Raw genomic sequence first — 23,371 nt, 5'->3', positions numbered from 1 at the left:
ATTTTGTGGTATTATGTTACAAGCAGAGGTAAGAAAGAGCGGGGATGTCTGATTCTTATCTCTTATTTTGTATTGAGCGGGGATAAAATTATGAAGCAGAAATTGTCGAAGCAGAATCTTCTGCTTGTGGGATTTACATTATTTTCCATGTTTTTTGGCGCGGGGAATTTAATTTTCCCGCCTTTTCTAGGCGCTCAGGCAGGTGTCATGACCTGGAGGGCCATGTCGGGGTTTCTGCTCAGTGCAGTGGGACTGCCTGTTTTGGGCGTGGCTGCAGTTGCTCTTTCCGGCGGCCTGACCAGGCTGGCGGGCAGAGTGCACCCTGGGTTTGCTTTCCTGTTTACCCTTCTTATCTACCTTTCCATAGGCCCGTGCCTGGCTATTCCCAGGACCTCCAGCACTTCTTTTGAGATGACAGTGTTTCCGGTTCTTGAACAATTGGGAGTTTCACTGAAAAGTACGGTAAGGCTTACCGGGCTCACGGTCCAGACCATGGCGCAGTTCGGATATTCCGTGGTGTTTTTTACGGCTGCCATGGCAGTGGCGTTCAGGCCGGATAAGCTGACGGACCGGCTGGGAAAGATACTGTGTCCCACACTTCTGGTGCTCATCGGCGTCATTTTCATCGGATGCCTGGTGTGGCCCATGGGTCATTACGGGGTACCGGGAGCTGTCTATGAGTCGGGTCCCGTTGTGGCGGGATTCCTGGAAGGATACCAGACCATGGATACCATTGCGGCCCTGAATTTTGGAATCATCATTGCCATTAATATCCGGGCAAAGGGAGTGGAGCAGGAAGGTGCGGTTGTCAGGGAAACCATTAAGGCAGGAATCATAGCAGGCATTCTTCTGGCCCTGATTTATGCGGCCCTGGCCCATATCGGCGCTCCTGCGGGGACAGCGGCGGGCAGCATGGATAATGGGGCAAGGATACTGACCTATGTTGCGGGAAACCTCTTTGGAAATGCCGGTATGATGATACTGGGGCTTATTTTCCTCATAGCCTGTTTTAATACCTGCGTGGGGCTTCTCAGCTGCTGCAGCCAGTATTTTAATTCCATTATACCGGTTATCAGCTATAGAGTATGGGTATTTCTGTTTGCCTTGATTAGCCTGATTATATCCAGCGCAGGACTTAATAAAATATTGGCCGTGTCAGTGCCGGTCCTGGACGCCATTTACCCAATTGCCATTGTGCTGATTGTGCTGGCGTTTATGGGACCGCTGACAAGGCGGTGGCCGGCTATGTATCCCTGGGCCATCCTGTTTACAGGGGCGGTCAGCGTGGTATATGCCCTGGAACAGAGCAAATTCGTGATTCCCTTTCTAACCCAGGCAACTACGTTCTTGCCTGGATACGGAGCAGGTCTGGGATGGATTGTGCCGGCGTTTGTGGGAATGGCAGCCGGTATCATTTATTCCTCAGCTATGGGAGAACAGGAAGAATAAATAAGGACAGATAAAGAAGATAAAGACAGACAAGGACAGGACGAGAGAATGACAGAAGCCAGATGGATGTTATATGCTAAGAAGGCGGATTTTAATAAAATCGCGGAGAAATACCACATCAGCCCGGTTACAGCCAGAATTATACGCAACCGGGGTCTGGAGGACATGGAAGACATAGGGCGGTATCTTCACGGTTCCGTGGAGCAGCTTCACAATCCGCACCTGCTGCCGGACATGGACCGGGCAGTGGAAATGCTTGGACAGAAGGTGCTTGACGGCAGGCGCATACGGATTGTAGGGGATTATGATATAGACGGAGTGTGCTCCACTTATCTGCTCTACCGCGCCTTAAAGAGGATTGGGGCCGATGTGGATTATGAAATTCCGGACCGCATTAAGGACGGATACGGCATCAATGAACTGATTATAGAGGCAGCGGCAGAGGATGGAATTGATACCATCCTTACCTGTGACAACGGAATTGCCGCTATCAGCCAGATAGCCAGGGCCAAGGAGCTGGGGATGACCGTGATAGTGACGGACCATCACGATATACTGACTGAGGCCGGAGAGACAGCGGCAGCCGGGGAGATGCCGGAGAGCAGGGAGATACTGCCGCCTGCAGATGCCATTGTCAATCCAAAGCGAAGGGACAGCCTTTACCCATTTCCGGATATATGCGGCGGCATGGTGGCTTATAAGCTGGTACAGGTGCTTTATGAGGTCCACCATATTCCCAGGGAAGAGTGGCTGAATCTGCTGGAAATTGCAGCCATTGCCACGGTAGGGGATGTGATGAAGCTTCAGGGAGAGAACCGCATCATTGTGAAAGAGGGGCTTTCCAGGCTGGGACATACGTCCAACCTGGGTCTGCGCAAGCTGATTGAGAAAAATAATCTCCAGGCAGGGGCAATCACGGCCTATCACATTGGCTTTGTCATCGGCCCCTGCCTGAATGCCAGCGGACGGCTCCAGACGGCAAAGATAGCCCTGGGGCTTCTTCTGTGCGGGGATGAGTCTGAGGCGGACCGGATGGCAGAGGAATTAAAGGCCCTCAATGACCAGCGCAAGGATATGACCCAGGAGGGCATTGAACAGGCTGCTGCTATGGTGGATGAAAGATACAGCGATGATAAGGTGCTGGTGGTGTTTCTGCCGGACTGCCACGAATCCCTGGCCGGCATTGTGGCGGGACGCCTCAGGGAGCGGTACAATAAGCCCTCCTACGTGCTTACACGGGCCGAGGGCTGTGTCAAGGGGTCAGGACGTTCCATAGAAGCATACCACATGTTCCAGTCCCTGGTGGAGGTACAGGACCTGCTGCTGAAGTTTGGGGGCCATCCCATGGCGGCCGGATTTTCACTGGAGGAAAAGGATGTGGACGAATTCCGGCGCCGTCTCAACGAAAACGCCCGGGAACGGCTGACCGAAGAGGACTTCATACCAAAGGTGTGGATAGATGTGGCCATGCCTTTTGAATACATAACAGAACCGTTTATAGAGGAATTGGAACTGTTGGAACCGTATGGCCAGGGAAATGAGAAACCACAATTTGCCCAGAAGGGTCTGTTCATACGCAGTGCCAGGGTCATGGGACGGAACCGGAACGTGGTGCGGGTGAGCCTTGTGAATGAACGGGGAACAGCCATGGACGGCGTAATATTTACGGAAGGGGATTTGTTCATGGAGGAAAAGGGTGACCGCCGTGTTATGGACATTATCTACTATCCGGGAGTGAATGAGTATAACGGCAGCCGGAATCTTCAGATTGTGGTGAAGAACTGGAAATTTCATTAAGCCGATACTAAAAGGGAAAATAAAGAGAGGGTGCTGCCACAGCGGACAGCACCCTTTTGGGTGAAAGAAGATTAGTTCTGAGCAGCCTCGGTTGTTTCCTCAACAACTTCAGCATTGGCCTCGTCAGCAGCCTCTTCCTTGGAAGCCTCAGTCTCCTCAGCTTCGCTGGACTCTTCTGCATCAGCAGCTTCGGTGGACTCCTCAGCGTCAGCAGCCTCGGTGGACTCCTCAGCCTCAGCGGCCTCAGTTGTTTCCTCGGCCTCAGCAGTGGTCTCCTCAGCAGACTCAGAAGCCTCTACTGTGGTTTCTACAGCAGTAGTGGTCTCAGCCTTGTTGTCGCTGCCGCCGCAGGCGGTCAGGCTTCCTGCAATCATAGCTGCAGCCATAATAGCGGTCATGGATTTTGCGATGGTCTTCTTCATAATAGTTTTCCTCCTCTGAAAGCCTCCCAGTGAGACTTTCCAAACACAAATTTTTTTTGGAACGAGTTTGATAATATCCTATAATTGTGTCCGAATTGTGTCTAAAGTTTAAAGAAAGTGCTACAATTATTATGAATTTCTTAAGAAAAACAATGATAAAAAATAAACAGACAAAGAGGAAACGGCCCTGCCATATGTCTTGCAATTTGCTATTATATAGGTTATAATCAGCAGAAAAAGGCTGTCATTGCGAAAGGAAGAGGTAAGATAATGGTTAATGAAGTAATGGATTTTATTACCGGATATGACAAGGAAGTGGGCGAGGCCATCCAGGCCGAATGTGCGCGCCAGAGACGTAACCTGGAACTAATCGCATCTGAGAATATTGTGTCGGAGCCCGTTATGATGGCTATGGGAACGGTTCTCACCAATAAGTATGCGGAAGGTTATTCAGGAAAACGCTATTACGGCGGCTGCCAGTGCGTGGACGTGGTGGAAACCCTGGCCATAGAGCGGGCCAAGAAGCTGTTTGGCTGCGATTACGCCAATGTCCAGCCTCATTCAGGCGCCCAGGCTAATATGGCGGTGTTTGTGGCCATGCTGAAGGCAGGGGACACGGTCATGGGTATGAATCTGGACCATGGCGGCCATCTGACCCACGGAAGCCCGGTGAACTTTTCCGGCCTTTACTTTAATATCGTACCTTATGGGGTTAATGACCAGGGCTTCATCGACTATGATGAGCTGGAGCGGATTGCAAAGGAAGCCAGGCCAAAGCTTATAATAGCAGGCGCCAGCGCCTATGCCCGGACCATTGATTTCAAACGGTTTCGTGAAATCGCTGACGAAGTTGGAGCGTATCTCATGGTTGATATGGCCCATATCGCAGGCCTGGTGGCAGCAGGCGAACATCCCAGCCCCATTCCCTATGCGGACGTGGTGACCACCACCACCCACAAGACATTGAGAGGACCAAGGGGCGGCATGATTCTGGCAAATAAAGAAGCAGCCGAGAAATTTAATTTCAACAAGGCCATTTTCCCGGGAACCCAGGGCGGGCCGCTGGAACATGTGATTGCAGGAAAAGCAGTGTGTTTCGGAGAGGCATTAAAGCCTTCGTTTAAGGCGTACCAGCATCAGGTGACGGCCAATGCAAAGGCGCTTGCCGCGGCCCTTAAAAAGCAGGGCTTCAAACTCCTTACGGACGGCACGGACAACCATCTGATGCTGGTTGACCTGCGGGGCATGGAGGTGTCGGGCAAGGAGCTGCAGAACCGCTGCGATGAGGTGTATATTACCCTGAATAAAAACACGGTTCCCAATGACCCCAGAAGCCCCTTTGTTACCTCAGGCGTGCGCATCGGAACACCGGCCATCACCACCAGGGGACTTAAGGAGGAGGACATGCCGAAGATTGCCGAATGCATCTGGCTGGCAGCCACGGATTTTGAGAATAAAGCGGATTACATCAGGGATGAAGTGACAAAGCTCTGTGACAGATACCCCATTTACCGGTAAGGCCTGGGAGAATACGCTGAACAGAGTCTCGGGGAGACAAGGCTAATAAGGGGAGCTGCGGCGCCGGGTTGGCGTACCGCAGCCCCTTTTTGAAATATGCCGGCAGCAGTGCGGGCCGGACGGCTAAGGCAGGTGGAATGTATGGAACAGACAGAGCGGATGCTGAGGCTCTCGCAGCAGGGCGCCCAGGCCATTGTGGAGGAAGTGGGGGCCATTGTGGGACAGCATATCAATATGATGGACCCGGAAGGCTGTGTCATAGCAAGTACGGACCCGGAACGCATCGGCACCCTGCATGAGGGGGCCAGGAGAATCATCAGGGAACATCTGGATGAGCTGTATGTAAGGGAGGAGGAGGCTACCTTTACCTCCCGTCCGGGACTGAACCTGCCGGTGTACCAGGCCGGAAGCATTGCAGGCGTTATCGGCATCACAGGCCGGTATGAGGAAGTGGCTGGCTATGGCCAGATTGTGAAGAAGATGGTGGAAATCCTGATTCGGGAAAATGCGGAGCAGGATGAGCGCCGTATGGGACAGCGTGTGCTGAACCGGTTCCTGGAAGACTGGGTTCTCGGAAGCGGGCTGCTTCAGCCAAGGATACTGGAGGAGAGAGGATTTGCCCTGGGAATCGACATTTCGGTTCCCAGAAGGGTCATGGTGGCAGGCGTCAGGAACTTCCAGGAGTATGCATCCACTGCTTCAGGCCAGAAGCTGCTGGAGCAGGCGGAGGGGGAAGCTGTTTCCCTGGCAGGGGCAGGGTGTCTGGTGTTCCGGAATGCGGGCCGGCAGATATTTCTGGTTCAGGGGGCTTCCGACCGCCATATGGAACAGCTGGCCGGCCGCATACGTTCCTGCGTGCAGAAGAAATTCGGCATAGGGCTGGTTATGGGAATCGACGGCAGGGCCAGGGATATTCATGTGGCCTACGGCCAGGCCAACAAGGCATGGCGCTCGGCCGGTATGTCCAAACGGGACATTATGACCTATGACAGCGTTACCCTGGAGCTGTTTACGGAGGATGTGGCCGACAGCGTGAAGGCAGAGTACCTGCGCAAGGTATTTAAGAACTGCGGTTATGAAGAGCTGTGCCAGTGGATGGGACTTCTGGAGGCGTATTTTGGCGCCGAGGGTTCCCTGAAGGCTGCCTCGGATGCCATGCACATCCACAAGAATACACTGACCTATAAGCTCAGAAAACTGGAGGAGCTGACAGGCTATGATGTGCGCGTACTGAGTCAGGCAGCGGTGTTTTATATGGCGCTGGTATTTTTTCGTGATGTGAAGGAAATGATGCAGGATTAGGATGGGGAATCAGGAGACGGAATGGGCGGCAGTCCATGGTAAAATGGGATTGTGCTGTGGAATAATTAAAGTAGTAAATATGTGTTTTGCAGAACATTGACGCGGAGGTCCCGAAACAGTACAATAGATGTAAGAAAATCAATTGCGATTGGGAGGCGGAACCATGAAGTTTTTATTTGCATCAGATTCATTTAAGGGGACCTTGTCATCAGAACGTATTACACAGCTGCTGGAAGAGGCGGCAGGACGCATATTTCCCGGCTGTGAGACAGCCGGAGTTCCTGTGGCTGACGGCGGGGAGGGGACCATTGACGCCGTGATTTCTGCATTAAACGGTACATACCGCAGGCTGACGGTCCATGGTCCTCTGATGGAGGACCAGCAGTCCTTTTACGGGGAGTTTGAAGGGGACTCTGCCATTATTGAGATGGCAGCTGCTTCCGGCCTTCCCATGGTGCCTGCGGACAAGCGCAATCCCCTGAACACCACCACATACGGCACGGGAGAATTGATTAAGGATGCCCTGGACCGTGGATACAGGAAGATTTCCATTGCCATTGGGGGCAGCGCTACCAATGACGGCGGCATGGGAGCCATGCGCGCCCTGGGCGTAAGATTTCTGGATGACCAGGGAAATGAGCTGGAGGGCAGGGGCCGGGATTTGACCAGGGTGGCTGACATCGATGTGAGCCGGATTCATCCGGCAGTGGCCCAGGCCAGGTTTACCGTCATGTGTGATGTGACCAACCCCCTTACAGGACCGGATGGAGCTACCTATACATTTGGAAAGCAGAAGGGAGGGACCCCGGAAATTCTGGATGTGTTAGAGGGCGGAATGGTGCGCTATGCAGCGCTGCTTAAGGAAAAGCTGGGCGTGGATGTGGATAAGATTCCCGGCGCGGGCGCGGCCGGTGGATTAGGGGCGGCGTTCTGTGTATTTCTGAAGGCCAATCTGAAATCCGGTATTGATACAGTGCTGGATTTGGTGCATTTTGACAGTCTCCTGGAGGGCGTGGACCTGGTGATTACCGGCGAAGGAAGGATGGACTGGCAGTCTGCCTTTGGAAAGGTGCCCAGCGGAATCGGCAGGCGCTGCAGGGAGAGAGGTATCCCGGTAGCGGCCATTGTGGGCGGCATGGGCGACAAGGCTGAGACAATTTTTGATTACGGCATTGACAGTATCATAACCACGATAAACGGCGCCATGGATATTGAGGAAGCCTTGGAGCGGGCAGAGGAGCTGTACATCAGTGCTGCGGACCGTACATTCAGAATGCTGAAGGCCGGCATGAGCCTGGGGAAGAAATAAATTCAGGCAAGGGTGACCGTGTGCTGCTGTCTGGGATGGATTCGTTATTGCGGGGATTCATTTCAGGCAGCAGTTTTTGCGTTGTGTTATTTTTACATGATTTATTTTCACATAATTGACTTAAACGGCAGTAAGTGCTATTTAATATATATAAATCTTAAGGACGTTCTGTCCAAGATGTTCTGCTGGGAGTTTCTCCCTTGTATCCCCGGGTTATGCGGTTGAATGTTTTTTTGCAATGTCAGGCGGTGGTTTTATGTATATGTGATTTAGGTTTGATGTGATGGGTGTATTTTCTTGCAACGCCGGTAAAGGTTTTGTATAATAAAAGGAGAACAGGATGAAAAAAATGAATGACCCGGACAGAGCTGTCATGAAACCCCTGGCAGACCTGACCCTGCTGGACCGTTTTTTATTTGCATGTGTCATGGAGGACCGTGAGACAATGGAACTGGTCCTTTCCATCATACTTGGCGGGGAAATTCATCTGACGGAACAACCACAGGCAGAAAGGGAAATGCGGACAGTTCCCTGGTTGCGTTCCATACGCCTGGATGTATATTCAGTGGATGAGGAAAGCCGTATCTACAATGCAGAAGTTCAGAAAAAGAATACCGGGAACCTGATTAAGAGAAGCCGGTTTTATCAGGCATTGATTGACAGTTCCCTGCTGGCCCCCGGTGAGATTGATTTTAACCGGATGCAGCCTTCCTGCCTTATCACCATTATGCCCTTTGATTTATGGGGGTATGGAAGGTACAGATATACCTTCCGGATGGAATGCCAGGAGAAAAGAGGCCTGTTTCTGGAAGACGGGGCGACCAGAATATTTCTCAATACCCATGGCACTGTGCCGGAGGGAGTGAGTAGTGAGCTGATAGACCTGCTTCATTACATAGAACACACCTCTGAAACGGAGGCAGCCGGAAGCAGCAGTCCGCGGATTAAGGAACTGCACAGGCGGGTCAGCCAGGTCAAAGTCAGTGAAGAGATTGGAGTGAGATATATGCAGGAATGGGAAGAACGGATGTATCAGCTTCAGGATGCAAAAGCGGAGGGAATAGAAGTGGGAATGGAGGCCGGCCTTGAAGAGGGCATAAGGGTCTTTGTTTTGGATAATCTGGAGGAAGGGAGAACAGAAGAGCAGATAATGGATAAACTGATGCGGATGTTCTCCTTAAGCCGGGAGAAGTCCGGAGAATATCTGGAACGGTATAAGGGGACTGTCTGAGCTGCACATTTCACACCCGGGCAGCGGTCCTTTTTATGTTCTGGCCTGCAGTAAGTGTTTTATGGCTGAAAGCGCAGCTCCAACGGCACTGGATGTGCCTTGAAACTGCGCTTTTAAACAATACCTATCTGTGCGGTGTTACGCCTGAGGCTGTCTGAAAATCACGCCGCCCTTCATTACCAGCCCCACCTGTGAGAGACGGGATACATCCTCCAGGGGATTTCCCTTTACGGCAATGATATCTGCTTCCAGGCCGGTTTCCAGCTTTCCGATTCTGTCTTCCATGCGGCAGACCTTAGCCGCGTGGGAGGTGACGCCCTGAATAGCGGTTAAGGGGTCGGCTCCCAGCTCCACCGCATATCCTACCTCACGGTACAGAAGGCCGTGATACGCGTCTGTTCCCAGGACAAAGGGAAGGCGGGCCCTGATGATGCGGGCCACATTTTCACGGACCCGGCTTCGGTTCAGCCTTACCTTCAGGGCATTGGCAGGGGAGAGGAATTCCTCGCGGGTGGGGTCCAGGAAAATACCGGAGGTCAGGTCTACCACGCAGCGGGATGCAGCCAGCCGTTCCACGTCCTGTTCCGTAGCCATATACATGTGCTCAATCACATCCACACCGCCGTCAATGCAGTCCTTCAGGCCCTGGCCGCCGATACAATGGGCTGCAGTGGGGATGCCCAGGCGCGCGCCTTCGCTGACAGCGGCGGAGATTTCCTCCGGGCTGAGAAAGCTGGGCACAAAGGTGCTGACTGGGTCCGGAACACCGGGGGTTATGAAAAGCTTCAGCAGGTCCGCCCCTTTTTTCAGGTTCTCACGGCAGGTATGCCGGATTTCTTCAGGCCCGCAGTGAGGCATTCCTATATGGCCCGCTCCGTGGCTTCCCTTCATGCCGATGCCTGCCGCCAGAAGGCGGGGGCCGTGAACCCTGCCCTCCTCAATCAGTTTCTTCATGGTCACATCTATGTAATACTTATCCCCCATGCACCGGGCTGTGGTGACTCCGCTCATCAGGTCGTCCTTAAGACCCTTTAAGGCCAGCAGCGTCAGCTGGCATTCATTGCTCCAGGCCAGCAGCTCCAGGTGTTCCGGCAGAGTGGCGTCTATGCACAGGTGGTTGTGGCATTCTATCATGCCCGGCATCAGGGTCATGTCAGGAAGGCTGATTTCCTCCGAATCGTCTATGGATAAGGACTGTCTGGCGTCCTGGGGCAGAATTTCCCGGATGATTCCGCCCTCAATGATAAGGGAGCCCTTGCCCATGGGAGTGAGCTGTTCCCCGCATAAAATCATTCCGGCATTCAATATGGTTCGTTTCATGTCTGTACGTTTCCTCCGTCTGTCAAAATCATTCATTCTCTAATCAAAATCAGCCGTTGCAGCCGGCTGGATTTCACCATCTTCCTGTCCTGGGGCCGGTGAATCCGTGATGATGCCGTGGGCTTCATTCCACTTGTGGGATACCTTGGCCAGCCAGGATACCAGCAGCGGGCAAAGCACGGCTGTGATTACAACAGCGGCAGCTGTCTGGGCTGTGGCGGTTTCCACCTGGGGCTGGAAGGATGGGTCAGCCATGGCAACGGCCGTGGGCGTGGTGGTGGCCACTCCGGCTGTGGTGCCGATGGCAGCGCCCATGGGGTCAGCCTTCCTGCGCAGGGCGCTGTAGAGGAAGAAGGTAAGAAGTCCGGTGGCCAATACGGTAAGGAGGCCCAGTATAATACCGGAAATACCTGCATTAAGGATATTGCTGAAGTTCATGCCTGCACCCAGGGCAAAACCATTGAATGGAGGCAGAAGAATCATACCGGTGGCCAGGATTTTTCTCCACTCGTGGTCCAGATTGCCTATGATGAATCCAATGACCATGGGAATGATGCTGGCAATAATGTCTGTGACCGGGAAGTTGCCCATGCCGGAAGCGCCCAATGCAATCATGGTAAAAAAGGGCCCGTCGTTGAGGGCCAGGATGGAGGTTGCGCCAACATCTGTCTCATCTCCGAACTCGCCTGCCAGGGTGGCATAGATAACGCCGTTGGAATTGGTCACGGCACCGATGACAGCCAGGGGCGCCAGTCCCAGAAACCCTGCTTCGCCGAATAATGCATTGAGCAGAAGTCCCAGGCCAAAACCAATAAAGAACTTCAGGGCAGTGAGGACAACGCCTTTCCATACAGTGCTGCCTGCCATTTTTACATCAATGGTGGCGCCGCTGCAGAACAGGAACAGGCCAATCAGGGTGGGGACCCCGTTCTTGAACAGGCCTGAAGTAAAACCGCCTATGGTGAGGGCATTTGGGAAAAAGGTATTCATTGCACATCCAAGGAGCAGGGGAATTACCATCACTCCTGCCGGAAAACGCTTCATTGTCGCTAATATCCTCATAAATCTCTTCTCCTTTACGCGGGCTGCCATGCTCACTGGCCATGTGAGCCGCATCAGCCTCTGGTTGTTTTTTACATACCATTGCAATGTTGCTGACTGATTAAAACAGCAATTGTCGTGCCAAAAAAGATTTGCAGAGAAAACAGCAACGAATTTTATCTAAATCATCTAAAAACAAAGGGAAATATATGTAGTAATTGCACAAAGAATTGGAGGAAACAGAGAATAAGTTGGAATCTATAGAATTGCACATTAATTGTATTTTAGCAATTTAATGCAATTATATGATTGCAAAAATACAATATATGGGATAATATGGACAATGGGAGGAGGGAAAGCATGATTAAAATTGTATTTTTTGCACCATATCCGGACATTCTTCCAGTCATTGAGCAGGTATTCCGGGAACGGCCTGAATCAGAGGCAATCCGGTATGAGGTAATCCAGGATTTCTATAATAACAGACTGGAACAGGTGGATGCAGACGTGGTCATAGCCAGGGGATTTACAGCCCACACCCTGAAGCGCAAAAACATTCCCTGTGCAGAGCTTAAATCCACGGGATACGATGTAATGAAGGCTGTCAATGAATGTATGCAGAAGGGAAATATTGAGAGGATAGCCGTGGTGGGCGCCTTCAATATGGTGTATGGGGCGGAGCAGATGAGCCACCTGTATCCGCAGCTGGGGCTGGGATGCTATGCGGAGGACGATGAAACCAAGCTGGATATGGCGGTGCATCAGGCGCTGAAGGACGGGAACCAGGCTGTTGTGGGGGGATATTCCACGGTACAGATTGCAGAGCGGCTGGGGGTGCCGGCTGCCATGATTCATTCGGGAATCGAAGCAGTAAACCACGCCATCTCAGAAGCCATTGCGGTGGCCCATCTCACCCGCTATGAGAGGCAGAAAAGGGATGAGATAGCAAATATCATGAACTACTCCTTCCAGGGAATTATTTCCGTAAACAGGAAGGGAATCATAACCCTTGCAAATACCTGCTGCCACACCTATATGAAGGACAGGAAGACTTCGCTGGCAGGAGAGCCTGTAAGCAAATTTTTTCCGGATATTGATTTCGGCGGCGTTATACATGACAAACAGAAGATTCTGTCGGAGGTGTGCAAATTCGGGGGTAAACAGGTGCTGGTGAACTGCGTGCCGGTGGAGGGTGATTCGGAGGAATTCGGCTGTGTGCTTACCTTCCAGGGCACGGAACAGATACAGGCAGAGGAAGGAAAGCTGCGTAAGCAGATGCATTCCGACGGTTTTACGGCCAGGTATGACTTTTCCCATATACTTTACAGGGACAGCTGCATGGAGGCGGTCATTAATCAGGCCGTGAAATTCAGCTATGCGGACTCCAACATACTGATTCACGGGGAGACAGGCACGGGAAAGGAATTATTTGCCCAGAGCATCCACAACTCCAGCAGGAGAAGAAAGGGACCCTTTGTGGCGATTAACTGTGCTGCGCTGCCGGAAAACCTGTTGGAGAGCGAACTCTTTGGTTATGTGGAGGGAGCGTTTACCGGTGCAGCCAAGGGCGGCAAGATGGGTTTTTTTGAGATTGCCCATAAGGGAACCATTTTTCTGGATGAGATAGGCGATATATCACCAAAGCTTCAGAGCCGTCTCCTGCGGGTTATACAGGAAAGGGAAATCATACGGCTGGGCAATGACACGGTGATTCCCATTGATGTGCGTGTTATCTGCGCCACCAACAAGGATTTAAAGAAGGAAGTGGCACAGGGAAATTTCAGGGAGGATTTACTGTACCGGCTGGATGTGCTTGAACTCAATCTGCCGCCTCTGAGAAAACGGAAACAGGACATCCTCTATCTGGCGGACCGGATGGTGCGGTTTGAGCATGAACGAACGGGAAGCAGGCTGGAGGCCATATCCCAGGAGGGAAAGGAACTTCTGCTGCGCTATAGCTGGCCTGGCAATGTAAGGGAAATGCGCAACTTCTGCGAGCGTATCTGCATTCTCTGCGAAAAGCCAAGGGCAGGCGCAGAGGATGTGCTTCAGGCTCTCCCGGGAGAATGGGGCGGCGAAGAGCAGGAGGATGGAAAACAGACGGATGGGCGGCGGACAGACAGGCGGCAGGCAGCGGAGCCTTCCCGGGGGCCGGGTTCCCTTGGAACCGGGAATCCCATATCGCTGCCGTCCACCGGCTGCCATGGTCCCCGCCTGGAAGCGGCCCAGAAACAGGCAGTGGAGGACGCCCTTGAGCTGTGCGGCTATCACCGGGGGAGGACGGCAGAATATCTGGGAATTGACAAGAGCACTCTTTGGAGGAAAATGAGAAAGTACGGCATTGAGGGATAGACGGACGGGCCGGCTTTGAGAAGAGAAACATAATGAAACGAAAATACATTTTGAAACAAAGATAAAACGTGATTAAGAGAATGAAACATTTTTGCTGTGAAAAGTATGAACACATGCAGGGTTAAATGATGATAATATATGCAATATGCATAACGGAAATAAAGGATTCCTGTAATTAAAATATAAAAAATCGTTCTTCCTGAAAAGTTTGGCACAGTTTTTGCTTTTAATATAGGCATAGGTCAAGAGCAGAAATAAAAACCAAAATAGAAGGAAGGATGATTTTTTTATGAACGGTAAACCAATTTTAGGAATCTTATTAGGAGATGCAGCCGGTGTGGGGCCGGAAATCATTGCCAAGCTGGCAGCTTCCAGATTTTACGATGAGTACTGCCGTCCGGTGGTAATCGGAGATGTCAGGGTGTTTGAGAGAGGGGCCAGGATATGCGGTCTGGAAATTCCGGTACAGGTCATTGACAAGACAGAGGACGCAGACTGGTCCAAGGGAATACCTGTACTGGACCAAAGGGACGTGGATCCGGAGCAGGTTCCCTTTGCAGACATCAGCATTGACAGCGGCCGGGCCTGCCTGAATATGCTGAAGACAGCCATTGAGCTTTACCAGGCCGGCAGGATTGACGGGTTCTGTTTTGCTCCCCTGAATAAGCAGGCAATGATTCAGGCCGGGTGTCCTTTTGAGAGCGAGCACCACTACATGGCACACCTCTTCGGACATACGGAGCCGTTTGGGGAAATCAATGTACTGGGAGATTTGTGGACCACCAGAACCACCAGCCATATCCCGATTAGCAAGGTCAGCGCAAGCCTGACAGTGGATACCATCATGAGAGCCATAAGGCTGGCAAACGTATCACTTAAGAACTCCGGCATTGAAAAGCCAAGGCTTGCCCTGGCTGCCCTGAATCCCCACTGCGGAGAGGGCGGAAAATGCGGCAGGGAGGAAATTGATGTAATCGCACCGGCCATAGAGAAAGCAAGGGAGATGGGCATTGACGCCAATGGGCCGTTCCCGTCCGACATATTGTTCATCAAGGCTTTTAACGGGGATTTTGACGGAGTGGTGACCATGTATCATGACCAGGGGCAGATTGCGCTTAAGCTGAAGGGCTTTGACCAGGGCATTACCATTGCAGGAGGTCTTCCGGCGCCAATCGTCACATGCGCCCATGGCACGGCCTACGACATTGCAGGAAAGGGTATCGTCAAGACTTCGGCATTTGAGAATGCGGTCAGGATGGCTGCCAAGATGGCTGCCCATCTGAAGGGCCGCTGATAAAAGGGAGGGGTTTACATGAAAAAAATAGGGACAAAGCAGATTGTGCCCTTGGTATTGGCAGCAGTTGCTGTGGTATTTGCAGTAATTGGTTTTACACAGCTGGGGTTCTGGAAGGACGTGGACGGGCCCCAGCCCGGTTTTTTCCCTGCCATTATGGCTATTGTCATGTTCCTGGCAAGTATTGCGTCTTTCTTTCAGTCCCTTAAGGAAGAAAAGGCGGCTAAGTATGAACGGGATGAGATGATGGTCATAGCCGGGGGAGCGGGAATCATAGCGGGTTCCTTTGTTATCGGTCTGCTTCCCAGCTGCTATCTGTTTGTGATACTGTGGCTGAAGGTATTTGAGAAGACCGGGTGGAAGGAGACGCTCATTGTCCTTGCTGTCTGTATGGCTATTTCCATCGGTGTGTTCCGGGTGTGGCTGGGAGTCCATTTTCCGATGGGGCTTTTGGAAGCATTTTTGTAGAAGGAGGCAGACAAAATGGAAAATATTCAACTGTTAATGCATGGTTTCTCCACGTTGTTTACCTTCAGCAACGTGGGAGCAGCCCTTTTGGGAGCGGTTCTGGGTTTGATTGTGGGGGCAATGCCCGGAATCGGAAGCCTGGCCGGTGTGGCTCTGCTGCTTCCGCTGACATACAAGTTTAATCCCACCACTGCCATCATCATGCTGGGCGCCCTGTATTACTCCAACATGTACGGCGGTGCATTCAGCGCTATCCTGTTAAATATACCGGGAGATTCGCCTGCTATCTGTACGGCGATGGACGGCTATCCCATGGCATCCAAAAAGAAACGTCCGGGGCAGGCGCTGTTTACGGCCAATATGGCTTCCTTTATCGGAGGAACCATTGGCATCGTGATTCTGACCTTTACGGGACCGGCTCTGGCTGATGTGGGTCTTAAATTCGGACCCTCTGAGATGACGGCCCTGCTTCTGATAGCCATGACGTCCATCAGCTGGCTGGTTGGGGAGAATCCCATCAAGGGCGTGGTGATTACCATGCTGGGTATCCTTTTGGCAAGCATGGGCATGGACACGCTGTCGGGTTCGCCCAGATATGATTTTGGCAGCATGTACCTGCTGGGCGGTATTCCCTTTACGCCGTTCATTATCGGTACGGTAGGATTTTCCCAGGTTATCAAACTGGTTATGGAGCGCAATAATGAAGTAAAGTCGGAACCTCATATGAAACTCACCATCCGAGGAAGCCTTTTGACAAAGCATGATTTTAAACGTCTGCTGCCCCCTGCCCTGCGTTCCGGCGTCATGGGAACTTTTGTGGGCGTGCTTCCGGGGGCCGGGGCAACCACGGGTGCTTTTATGGGATATGCAGCCCAGAAGAAGTTTAAGAATGAGGAAGAGCTGGGAACCGGCGCCATCGAAGGCATTGCAGCCAGCGAGGCTGCAAACAATGCGGCTGCCGCCGGTGCGTTTGCACCGCTGCTGGCCCTGGGGATTCCGGGAAGCGGTACCGGGGCAGTGCTTTTGGGAGGCCTGATGATGTGGGGACTCAACCCGGGCCCTCTCCTGTTTACCAATGAACCTGAATTTACATGGGGCCTTATTGCATCCCTGTTCCTGTCCAACATATTTGCACTGGCAGTTGCAATCGGGGTAATTCCGTTCCTGATTCAGATATTATCCGTTCCCGTGAAGTACATGATTCCCATTATCACCATTGTATGTGTGGTAGGGTCCTACAGTTCCAGCTATTCCATGTATGGTGTTCTGATTATGTTCCTGTCAGGCATCCTGGGCTACCTGCTGGTCAAAAATGATTATCCCACGGCTCCTATGCTTTTGTCCTTTGTACTGGCAAAACTGCTGGAGTCCAATATGCGCAAGGCATTTATCATATCGGGGGGAAGCCTGAACATTTTCTTTACAAGACCCATTACCTGTGTTCTGATGCTGATTTTCCTGGCATTTATCTGTACGCCTATGATAAAGGCTGTCCTTAAAAGGGCAAGGGCTTCCAAATAAGGCAGGAACATTTTTCGCAGCCGGCATAATGGGGGCGGCATGATAAGGGCAGCGTGGTGGGGCGGTAAGACAAAAACAACATGATAATAGCAATATGATAACAGTAACTGGATAACAGTAAAATAAAGAAGGCGGTATGCTAATTTGTTCATCTGTTTATGAACATGGATTGAGGAGGTATTTATTAATGAAGAAAAAAAGTATTGTAATGACAATGGCGGCTCTTATGGCAATTACAACAGTAACAGGGTGTTCAAGCAAGGCTGTCAGCAGCGACGGCACATTTACACCAAAGGAAACCATTAACTGGACCGTTACATCCAGTCCGGGCGGCGGCAGCGATATCTATACAAGAATGATATCTGATATCATGACAAAGGACCAGCTGGTTAATGGACAGCCTATCATTGTAACCAATAAGACGGACGGAAGCGGCGAAATCGGCCGGAACGAAGTGGCTACCACCAAAGGGAGCAAGGCTGACTATACCCTTCTCACATTTAACAGCGGCGATTTGATGCCCATGGTGCAGAATACAAAGAACCGTTCATCCAATTTCCGTATCCTGGCTGTTATGGCAGTGGATAAACAGCTGATTTTCAAAGGGGAGCAGACCAAGTATGCTGATTTCAAGGAGGCCATTGAGGCAGCTAAAAATGGTACAAAGATTGTCATCGGCGGGTCCAAGGGAGATGATATTGCTACCTATGATGCCATGCTTGAGGAAATCGGCATCAGCAAGGATGTGATGTCCTATATCACCTATGATTCCACCGGCGACGCCATCACGGCAGCTCTGGGAGGTCATGTGGAATTTGTTATTTCAAAGCCTGCAGCTGCTTCTGAGTATGTGACAGCCGGTTCCCTGATTCCTGTACTGGCCCTGTCCACGGAGCGGTACACCGGCAATCTGGCAGACGCCCCTACACTGAGCGAAATCGGAGACTATGAAGACGTGGAAGTTCCTGTATGGCGCGGCGTGGCAGCTCCTGCGGCCATGAGCGATGCTGCTGTAGCTTACTGGAGCGAGCAGCTGGGCAAGGTGGCTGAGACCGATGCCTGGAAGAATGATTATCTGGAAAAGAACAAACTGATTGGCAACTACATGGATGCTGCCGCTGCGACGGAATACGTGACAACCTATGAAAAAGACTTTATGGCTGCCAGCGGAATCCAGTAAGCTTGAAAAATGATTAGAAGAAACGCTCCGATAACCGGCTGGAGATTAGAAACAACGGTATGGTATTCCACATCGTTGTTTCTTTTTTTATTGGGAAATGAATACTCCGATAGTTCCAAGCTTTTTTCAATGAATTACCACATCCATGCCGTAAAAACCGTCCTCAATGGATTTTACATATGACAGGCTTTCAACTATAATGGGAATCAAGGAAAGAAACCAGATATCCTTTAGCTAAAGAAATGTTGCTGTGTTGTCGAATCCTTTTAAAGTGTGGTGGAAAGGATATATTCTTATGAATAGAAGTATTATGTGGACTTATATTGAAGAGGAAAAGGAAGTCTTGGAACGCCTTCTTAAAAGCGGACAGGTGCAGGAGTGGGCAAAAAAATGCAGTCCTGCGCAATTTCAGAAAGTCATTTTCCTTGCGTCAGGCAGCTCCCTTAATATTGCCCAGGTGTCTAAACGGCTATATCAAAATGTGGCGGCTGTGGAAGTGGTGCTAAACACACCGTTTCAGGAGAACCGGAGCGGTTTGAGGGCAGAAAGGTCTATGAAAGCAAAACAGAGGTATTCATCAAGAACGCGGAATCAGCATTAAAAGCAGCGCTGGAGACAGTATGATGGTATTGTAAAACAAATATCATGGAAGAAATCCCGTCTTATAGGTTTCTTCCATGATTTTTGCTATCCGTAGGGATAGGGCGGCGCTTATCAGCGCAGCGGTTCAGTAATCTGGGGCAGCAGCCCCTTTGATATACATCAGTGATTACAGTACTGCTCCAGAGCGGCCATAAATGCGGAGGATACCTTTTCGTACATAACCCTGGCCGAGGTGCGTCCGGATACACCGGGGTAGGGCCGGACTTCCAGGGAGACAGTGGGACGGATTGGACCGGGAACAGCCGGAATATAACCGGATGTCAAGAGCGCTTTGAATTGGAGTATTAGTTCCTGACAGTCATAACAGCCATGCTGGACCCCGATTGGCGGGTGGGTGTGGCCGTAGAATTGGCTGGCTGGTTCCAGTACGGCATTGCCCATGTGAACATGAGCCAGACCGGCTTCCATACAGGACTTTACTGCGCCGTCAATGTCCTCGCCCATCAGTGGAAGATGGGCAATATCCAGTATGAGTTTGGCGTTGGAAGCGCCTTTTTTCTGCATATCCCTAATGAAAGCCGCACATTCCAGGGTGGGGCCCAGAATCAGATTCTTAAAGCGTCCGCGTTCAATCGGCTCGATGGCTACCGTCATTTTATACTGTGTGGCGTGTGCAGCGCACTTCAGGAAAAATTCGCTGTACCGTTCCAGAAGAACTGGGCGCCTGCTGTCTCCCTGGTCCGGTGTTCCGGTCAGAACCATGAGGGAACAGCCTGCCTCAGAAGCATAATCAATCTGTTCCTTCATGGCTGCCAGTGCATGTTGTCTGAAAGCGGGGTCATCGCTGGATGCATTATACATCCCATCCAGTTGGAAATATCCCGGAGTATTATAGTTGAGTACTTTGTTGTGTTCTTTCATCCGCTTGATTTCTGCCTTTCTCAGTCCTGCATCGGAGGGGAGAAAGGTCTCGAAGCATTCATATTCAGGAAGCTGGCAGCACTGGTCGACTGCACTGAAATGTTCCAGCTCATCCTCAAAGGACAATGGATACAACATGGAAGGACTGATGCCAAAGCAAATATAATCGTTAAAAAATGTCATAAAAAACTCCTCTCTCGGTTTGTTCCCAGCTAATGGAAGGAGAGAAATGGAGGTGTATAAAAATACAGTTACAATCATAACACACTCTAAAAAATAAAGTCAATATGGCAGATAAGAAAATAATTTATTTTAATAATATGTATAATATGCACAAAAATATTGGGGAAATTAGGAAGATGTGTTGGTTGACAAACCAGAACAGTATTGCTAAAATGGCTTTACCAGCTAATACATGTAGGACAACCGTTAACCCATAACCGACAATATATAACAGCTGACAAAATACAGATACGGGTTTGCGGTCATACATGAAAAAATGAAAAGGAGAGAGGATATGAGAAAAAAAACATGGAAAACCCTGGCTGCAGGTGCACTAGCGGCAGTTATGGCTTCTTCTGTCATGGCAGGATGCTCAGGAGGACAGTCCGCAGCAACGGCAGCGGCCACATCAGCGCAGGAAAACGATATCCAGACAGAGGAAGCAGGCGAAGCAGATGCTGAAACCATGGGGGAAAGCAAGAGCTCAGGAGACGTAGCTGCTGCAGATTTGACACCTATTGATAACTATCCGGCCTCATCTCTTACCATCACCTGTCCCGCAGGGGCCGGCGGCGGAACAGACCTTCTCTTAAGGGCTATGGCGCCTGCTATGGAAGAGTACCTGGGGGTACCGGTTATGGTTGTGAACAAGCCGGGCGGCGGTTTTGCCATCGGCTATGCTGCTGCATTACAGGATTCCAATGACGGCAGCAGTATTTCGGTAGCACTCTCAGAACTTCTGGGCCTGCCGTATGTAGCTGATGTCAGCTTTGACTATACAGATTTTGAGCCTATCTGTAATTTTAATTCTACCTTCGGCGCTCTTTCTGTCAATTCCGGCGCACCCTATGATACGGTGGAGGAGTTTGTAGAGTACTGCAAGGCGAACCCCAATACAGTGAGAATCGGAAATTCCGGAATCGGCGGCGTGTGGCATATACTGGCGGCATCCTTTGCACAGGAAGCAGGTATCGAGGTGGTGCATGTTCCCTTCGATGGCGGCGGACCTGCAGCGGTAGCCGTGGCAGGCAATAATGTGGAGGCGGTTCCGGTAAGCGCCCAGGAAGTGCAGACATATGTGGAGGGCGGAATGGTAAAAATTCTGTGTTCCTTCTCTCCGGAGCGTCTGCCTGAACTTCCGGATGTTCCTACGGGAACAGAGTGTGGATATCCGGCGCAGATGACGGTGTTCAGGGGCTTTTTGGCACCTAAGGGCATGTCTGAGGATGTAAAGGATATGATTGATGCAGCTACCAGATATGCTTTGGCAGACGAAACAGTCCAGGAATTCATGAAAACCCAGAATTACACGAATAATTATATGAACGCAGAGGAATTAAAGGAAATGATGGACAGAGAAAATGCGGTTTATGCTGAACAGTCCAAGGCATTGGGCATTGCTGTCAAGTAATTAAACCCCAAGGGCTGCCACAGGCAGCCCTTTCTGTACAGATGGAGGTATTTTATGAAGAAGATTGCAAATGTGATTGCATGTATTTTTATTGCGGTCAGCCTGTATGCGTTTTTTACAGCAAGAACATTTCCGCCGGGCTCCAACGGAGCTCTGGGGCCGGGATTCTTTCCCCAGGTCCTGGCAGTACTGGTTATGTTTCTATCGGTCCTGGAGCTCATCGGTTCCCGCCATGCCGTGATTCCTGAAGACCGGAGAGAGGTCACGCTGTTTAGGAAAGAAAACCTGAAGGTATGGCTGTCTGCGGCAGCCGTGATTGCTTACATATGGGCCCTCAAATATATAGGGTTCAGGATTATGACGCCCATCTATCTCTTTTCCATGCTGTTCTTTTTCAAGGTAAGGAATAAGCTGGTACTGGCAGGTGTTCCCTTGGGAATCACCATACTGTTGTATTATGTGTTCTCCGTGCTGCTGCATGTGCAGCTGCCGCGGGGGGTATTTTAGAAAGGGGGCAGAGTAAATGTTTATGACCGTTCTATCTAATGTTTTAAATCCCGTATGTCTGCTGTCCATACTGGGCGGTGTGGCTATGGGAATATCTTTCGGGGCAATGCCCGGTCTTACCTCCACAATGGGCGTGGCCCTCCTGATGCCAATCACCTTTTCTATGGCACCTCATATTGGAATGCTGCTGCTTATAGGCATATTCTGCGGAGCCATCTATGGCGGCTCCATCACAGCTATTTTAATCAATACCCCAGGCACTCCTTCTGCCGCAGCCACAGTGCTGGACGGTTATAAGTTCACAGAACGCGGGGAAGCGGGCAGGGCACTGGGCATATCCACGGTGGCTTCTTTTGGAGGCGGGATTATAAGCGGAGTTATTCTGATTCTGGTAGCTCCTCAGCTGGCCCAGATTGCACTTAAGTTCAATGCTCCGGAGTCCTTTGCCCTGGCATTTTTCGGACTGAGCATTATAGCCAGCATCTCGGGCAAAGACATGGTGAAGGGCCTTATGTCCGGCACCTTAGGCCTGCTTCTGTCCTTGATTGGTATGGATAATGTGACGGCCTATACACGCTTTTCCTTTGGCTCCACCTATCTTATGGGCGGGCTGTCTTTCATACCTGTGCTGGTAGGTCTCTTTGCCCTGAGCCAGTGTTTCCTCACAGTGGAGGAAATCTATGTGGAGCGAACAAAGGCCGCCAGGACCAGGAATCCCCTTCCTACCCTGAAGGATTTAAAGACAATTGCTCCCACCATACTGAGGGCCGGACTGACGGGAACCTTTATTGGGATTATTCCGGGGGCAGGCGGGGATATCAGTGCCTTTGTATCCTATGATATGGAGCGCAGGCTGTCAAAGCATCCGGAAAAATTCGGAACCGGTATCCCGGAAGGGATTGCTGCGCCTGAGGCGTCCAATAACGGTACAACAGGCGGGGCTCTGATTCCGCTGCTGACCCTGGGGATACCGGGAGACGCCAACACTGCTGTTATGCTGGGGGCGCTGATGATGCACAACCTGACTCCGGGTCCGCAGCTGTTTCTGACGAAAGCTGAGACAGTGAATACATTATTTGCAGGCTTTATGTTAGCTAATGTATTTATGCTTATTCTGGGTTTTTTGGGACAGCCCCTGTTTGTGAAGATTGTATCGATTCCCAAGCGGATTCTGGTTCCTGTGATTATTGTAATGTGTACGGTGGGTTCCTTTGCCATCAATAACAATTACTACGATATCATAATTATGCTGATTGCAGGAATTGTTGGATACTTTATGTCAAAGGGAGGATATCCTCTTTCACCTATTGTTCTGGCACTGATTTTGGGACCTATGGCAGAGGGCAATTTCCGAAGAAGTCTGGTTATGTCCCAGGGAAGCTATTCTATATTTTTCCAAAGGCCCTTCTCAGCAGCGTTCATAATCATAGGCATCCTGTCTCTGTTATGGCCAATTATTTCACATATGCGGGGAAAATGGCGGATGGCGCAGAAAGGATAAGC

General features: G+C 51.0%; 18 protein-coding genes. 14 read left to right on the top strand and 4 right to left on the bottom strand.

Translation table 11 applies throughout. The annotated features are described in order from the left end of the window. The first annotated feature begins 90 nt into the window (after window positions 1-90). Window positions 91-1,449 carry a branched-chain amino acid transport system II carrier protein gene (gene brnQ / locus I2H39_RS18600; protein ID WP_138309654.1) on the top strand — a complete coding sequence of 453 codons (1,359 nt, stop codon included), beginning with the start codon at window positions 91-93 and terminating at the stop codon, window positions 1,447-1,449. Window positions 1,450-1,497: 48 nt separating this feature from the next. Then, window positions 1,498-3,246: a single-stranded-DNA-specific exonuclease RecJ gene (gene recJ / locus I2H39_RS18595; RefSeq protein WP_195627264.1), complete on the top strand. Its 1,749-nt coding sequence runs from the start codon at window positions 1,498-1,500 to the stop codon at window positions 3,244-3,246. Window positions 3,247-3,317: 71 nt separating this feature from the next. Here the strand turns inward: recJ and I2H39_RS18590 are convergent, their stop codons facing one another. Beyond that, on the bottom strand, window positions 3,318-3,668 hold the full coding sequence (locus tag I2H39_RS18590) for a hypothetical protein (RefSeq protein WP_138309652.1): 351 nt from the start codon (window positions 3,666-3,668) through the stop codon (window positions 3,318-3,320). Window positions 3,669-3,938: 270 nt separating this feature from the next. Here I2H39_RS18590 and glyA point away from each other — a divergent pair, with 270 nt between their 5' ends. The 4 genes from glyA to I2H39_RS18570 all read left to right on the top strand — a co-directional run bounded on the left by glyA (window position 3,939) and on the right by I2H39_RS18570 (window position 9,028). Then, window positions 3,939-5,186: a serine hydroxymethyltransferase gene (gene glyA / locus I2H39_RS18585; RefSeq protein WP_138309651.1), complete on the top strand. Its 1,248-nt coding sequence runs from the start codon at window positions 3,939-3,941 to the stop codon at window positions 5,184-5,186. A gap of 96 nt (window positions 5,187-5,282) precedes the next feature. Continuing rightward, window positions 5,283-6,488, top strand: a complete 1,206-nt coding sequence (locus I2H39_RS18580) for a sugar diacid recognition domain-containing protein (RefSeq protein ID WP_330640742.1) — start codon at window positions 5,283-5,285, stop codon at window positions 6,486-6,488. A 163-nt stretch (window positions 6,489-6,651) separates the two neighbouring features. Then, entirely contained in the window at window positions 6,652-7,797 is a 1,146-nt protein-coding gene (locus I2H39_RS18575; protein WP_138309649.1) for a glycerate kinase, read from the top strand. 340 nt (window positions 7,798-8,137) lie between these two features. Beyond that, window positions 8,138-9,028 carry an Rpn family recombination-promoting nuclease/putative transposase gene (locus I2H39_RS18570; RefSeq protein WP_195627263.1) on the top strand — a complete coding sequence of 297 codons (891 nt, stop codon included), beginning with the start codon at window positions 8,138-8,140 and terminating at the stop codon, window positions 9,026-9,028. A gap of 138 nt (window positions 9,029-9,166) precedes the next feature. Here I2H39_RS18570 and I2H39_RS18565 read toward each other — a convergent pair whose 3' ends face one another. Both I2H39_RS18565 and I2H39_RS18560 read right to left on the bottom strand, forming a co-directional pair. Continuing rightward, window positions 9,167-10,348 (bottom strand): amidohydrolase family protein, encoded by a 1,182-nt coding sequence (locus I2H39_RS18565; protein ID WP_195627262.1) that lies wholly within the window; start codon window positions 10,346-10,348, stop codon window positions 9,167-9,169. A gap of 39 nt (window positions 10,349-10,387) precedes the next feature. Next, a complete protein-coding gene (locus tag I2H39_RS18560; protein WP_195627261.1) occupies window positions 10,388-11,410 on the bottom strand; it encodes a 2-keto-3-deoxygluconate permease in 1,023 nt (340 codons plus the stop codon). A 339-nt stretch (window positions 11,411-11,749) separates the two neighbouring features. Between I2H39_RS18560 and I2H39_RS18555 the strand changes: the two genes are divergently transcribed. The 5 genes from I2H39_RS18555 (at window position 11,750) to I2H39_RS18535 (ending at window position 18,204) form a co-directional block, all read left to right on the top strand. Next, on the top strand, window positions 11,750-13,741 hold the full coding sequence (locus I2H39_RS18555; RefSeq protein ID WP_195627260.1) for a sigma 54-interacting transcriptional regulator: 1,992 nt from the start codon (window positions 11,750-11,752) through the stop codon (window positions 13,739-13,741). 289 nt (window positions 13,742-14,030) lie between these two features. After that, window positions 14,031-15,035, top strand: a complete 1,005-nt coding sequence (locus I2H39_RS18550; RefSeq protein WP_195627259.1) for a 4-hydroxythreonine-4-phosphate dehydrogenase PdxA — start codon at window positions 14,031-14,033, stop codon at window positions 15,033-15,035. An 18-nt stretch (window positions 15,036-15,053) separates the two neighbouring features. Next, entirely contained in the window at window positions 15,054-15,503 is a 450-nt protein-coding gene (locus I2H39_RS18545; RefSeq protein ID WP_138309643.1) for a tripartite tricarboxylate transporter TctB family protein, read from the top strand. A gap of 15 nt (window positions 15,504-15,518) precedes the next feature. Further along, window positions 15,519-17,024, top strand: a complete 1,506-nt coding sequence (locus tag I2H39_RS18540; RefSeq protein ID WP_138309642.1) for a tripartite tricarboxylate transporter permease — start codon at window positions 15,519-15,521, stop codon at window positions 17,022-17,024. A 187-nt stretch (window positions 17,025-17,211) separates the two neighbouring features. Beyond that, a complete protein-coding gene (locus tag I2H39_RS18535) occupies window positions 17,212-18,204 on the top strand; it encodes a tripartite tricarboxylate transporter substrate-binding protein (RefSeq protein ID WP_138309641.1) in 993 nt (330 codons plus the stop codon). A 762-nt stretch (window positions 18,205-18,966) separates the two neighbouring features. Here I2H39_RS18535 and I2H39_RS18530 read toward each other — a convergent pair. Next, window positions 18,967-19,911 carry a TIM barrel protein gene (locus tag I2H39_RS18530; RefSeq protein ID WP_195627258.1) on the bottom strand — a complete coding sequence of 315 codons (945 nt, stop codon included), beginning with the start codon at window positions 19,909-19,911 and terminating at the stop codon, window positions 18,967-18,969. A 334-nt stretch (window positions 19,912-20,245) separates the two neighbouring features. Between I2H39_RS18530 and I2H39_RS18525 the strand changes: the two genes are divergently transcribed. Genes I2H39_RS18525 through I2H39_RS18515 form a run of 3 tightly spaced genes read left to right on the top strand, consistent with a single transcriptional unit; the run spans window position 20,246 to window position 23,369 of the window. Continuing rightward, window positions 20,246-21,361, top strand: a complete 1,116-nt coding sequence (locus tag I2H39_RS18525) for a tripartite tricarboxylate transporter substrate binding protein (RefSeq protein WP_195627257.1) — start codon at window positions 20,246-20,248, stop codon at window positions 21,359-21,361. 54 nt (window positions 21,362-21,415) lie between these two features. After that, window positions 21,416-21,868, top strand: a complete 453-nt coding sequence (locus I2H39_RS18520) for a tripartite tricarboxylate transporter TctB family protein (protein WP_195627256.1) — start codon at window positions 21,416-21,418, stop codon at window positions 21,866-21,868. A gap of 16 nt (window positions 21,869-21,884) precedes the next feature. Then, on the top strand, window positions 21,885-23,369 hold the full coding sequence (locus I2H39_RS18515) for a tripartite tricarboxylate transporter permease (protein ID WP_195627255.1): 1,485 nt from the start codon (window positions 21,885-21,887) through the stop codon (window positions 23,367-23,369). Window positions 23,370-23,371 lie beyond the last annotated feature (2 nt).

This window comes from Clostridium sp. 1001283B150225_161107_B6 (genome assembly GCF_015556325.1).
In the GTDB taxonomy this organism is placed as follows: domain Bacteria; phylum Bacillota; class Clostridia; order Lachnospirales; family Lachnospiraceae; genus Enterocloster.
The sequence above is the reverse complement of the archived record's forward strand: the minus strand, read 5'-3'. Positions and strand labels throughout refer to the sequence as shown.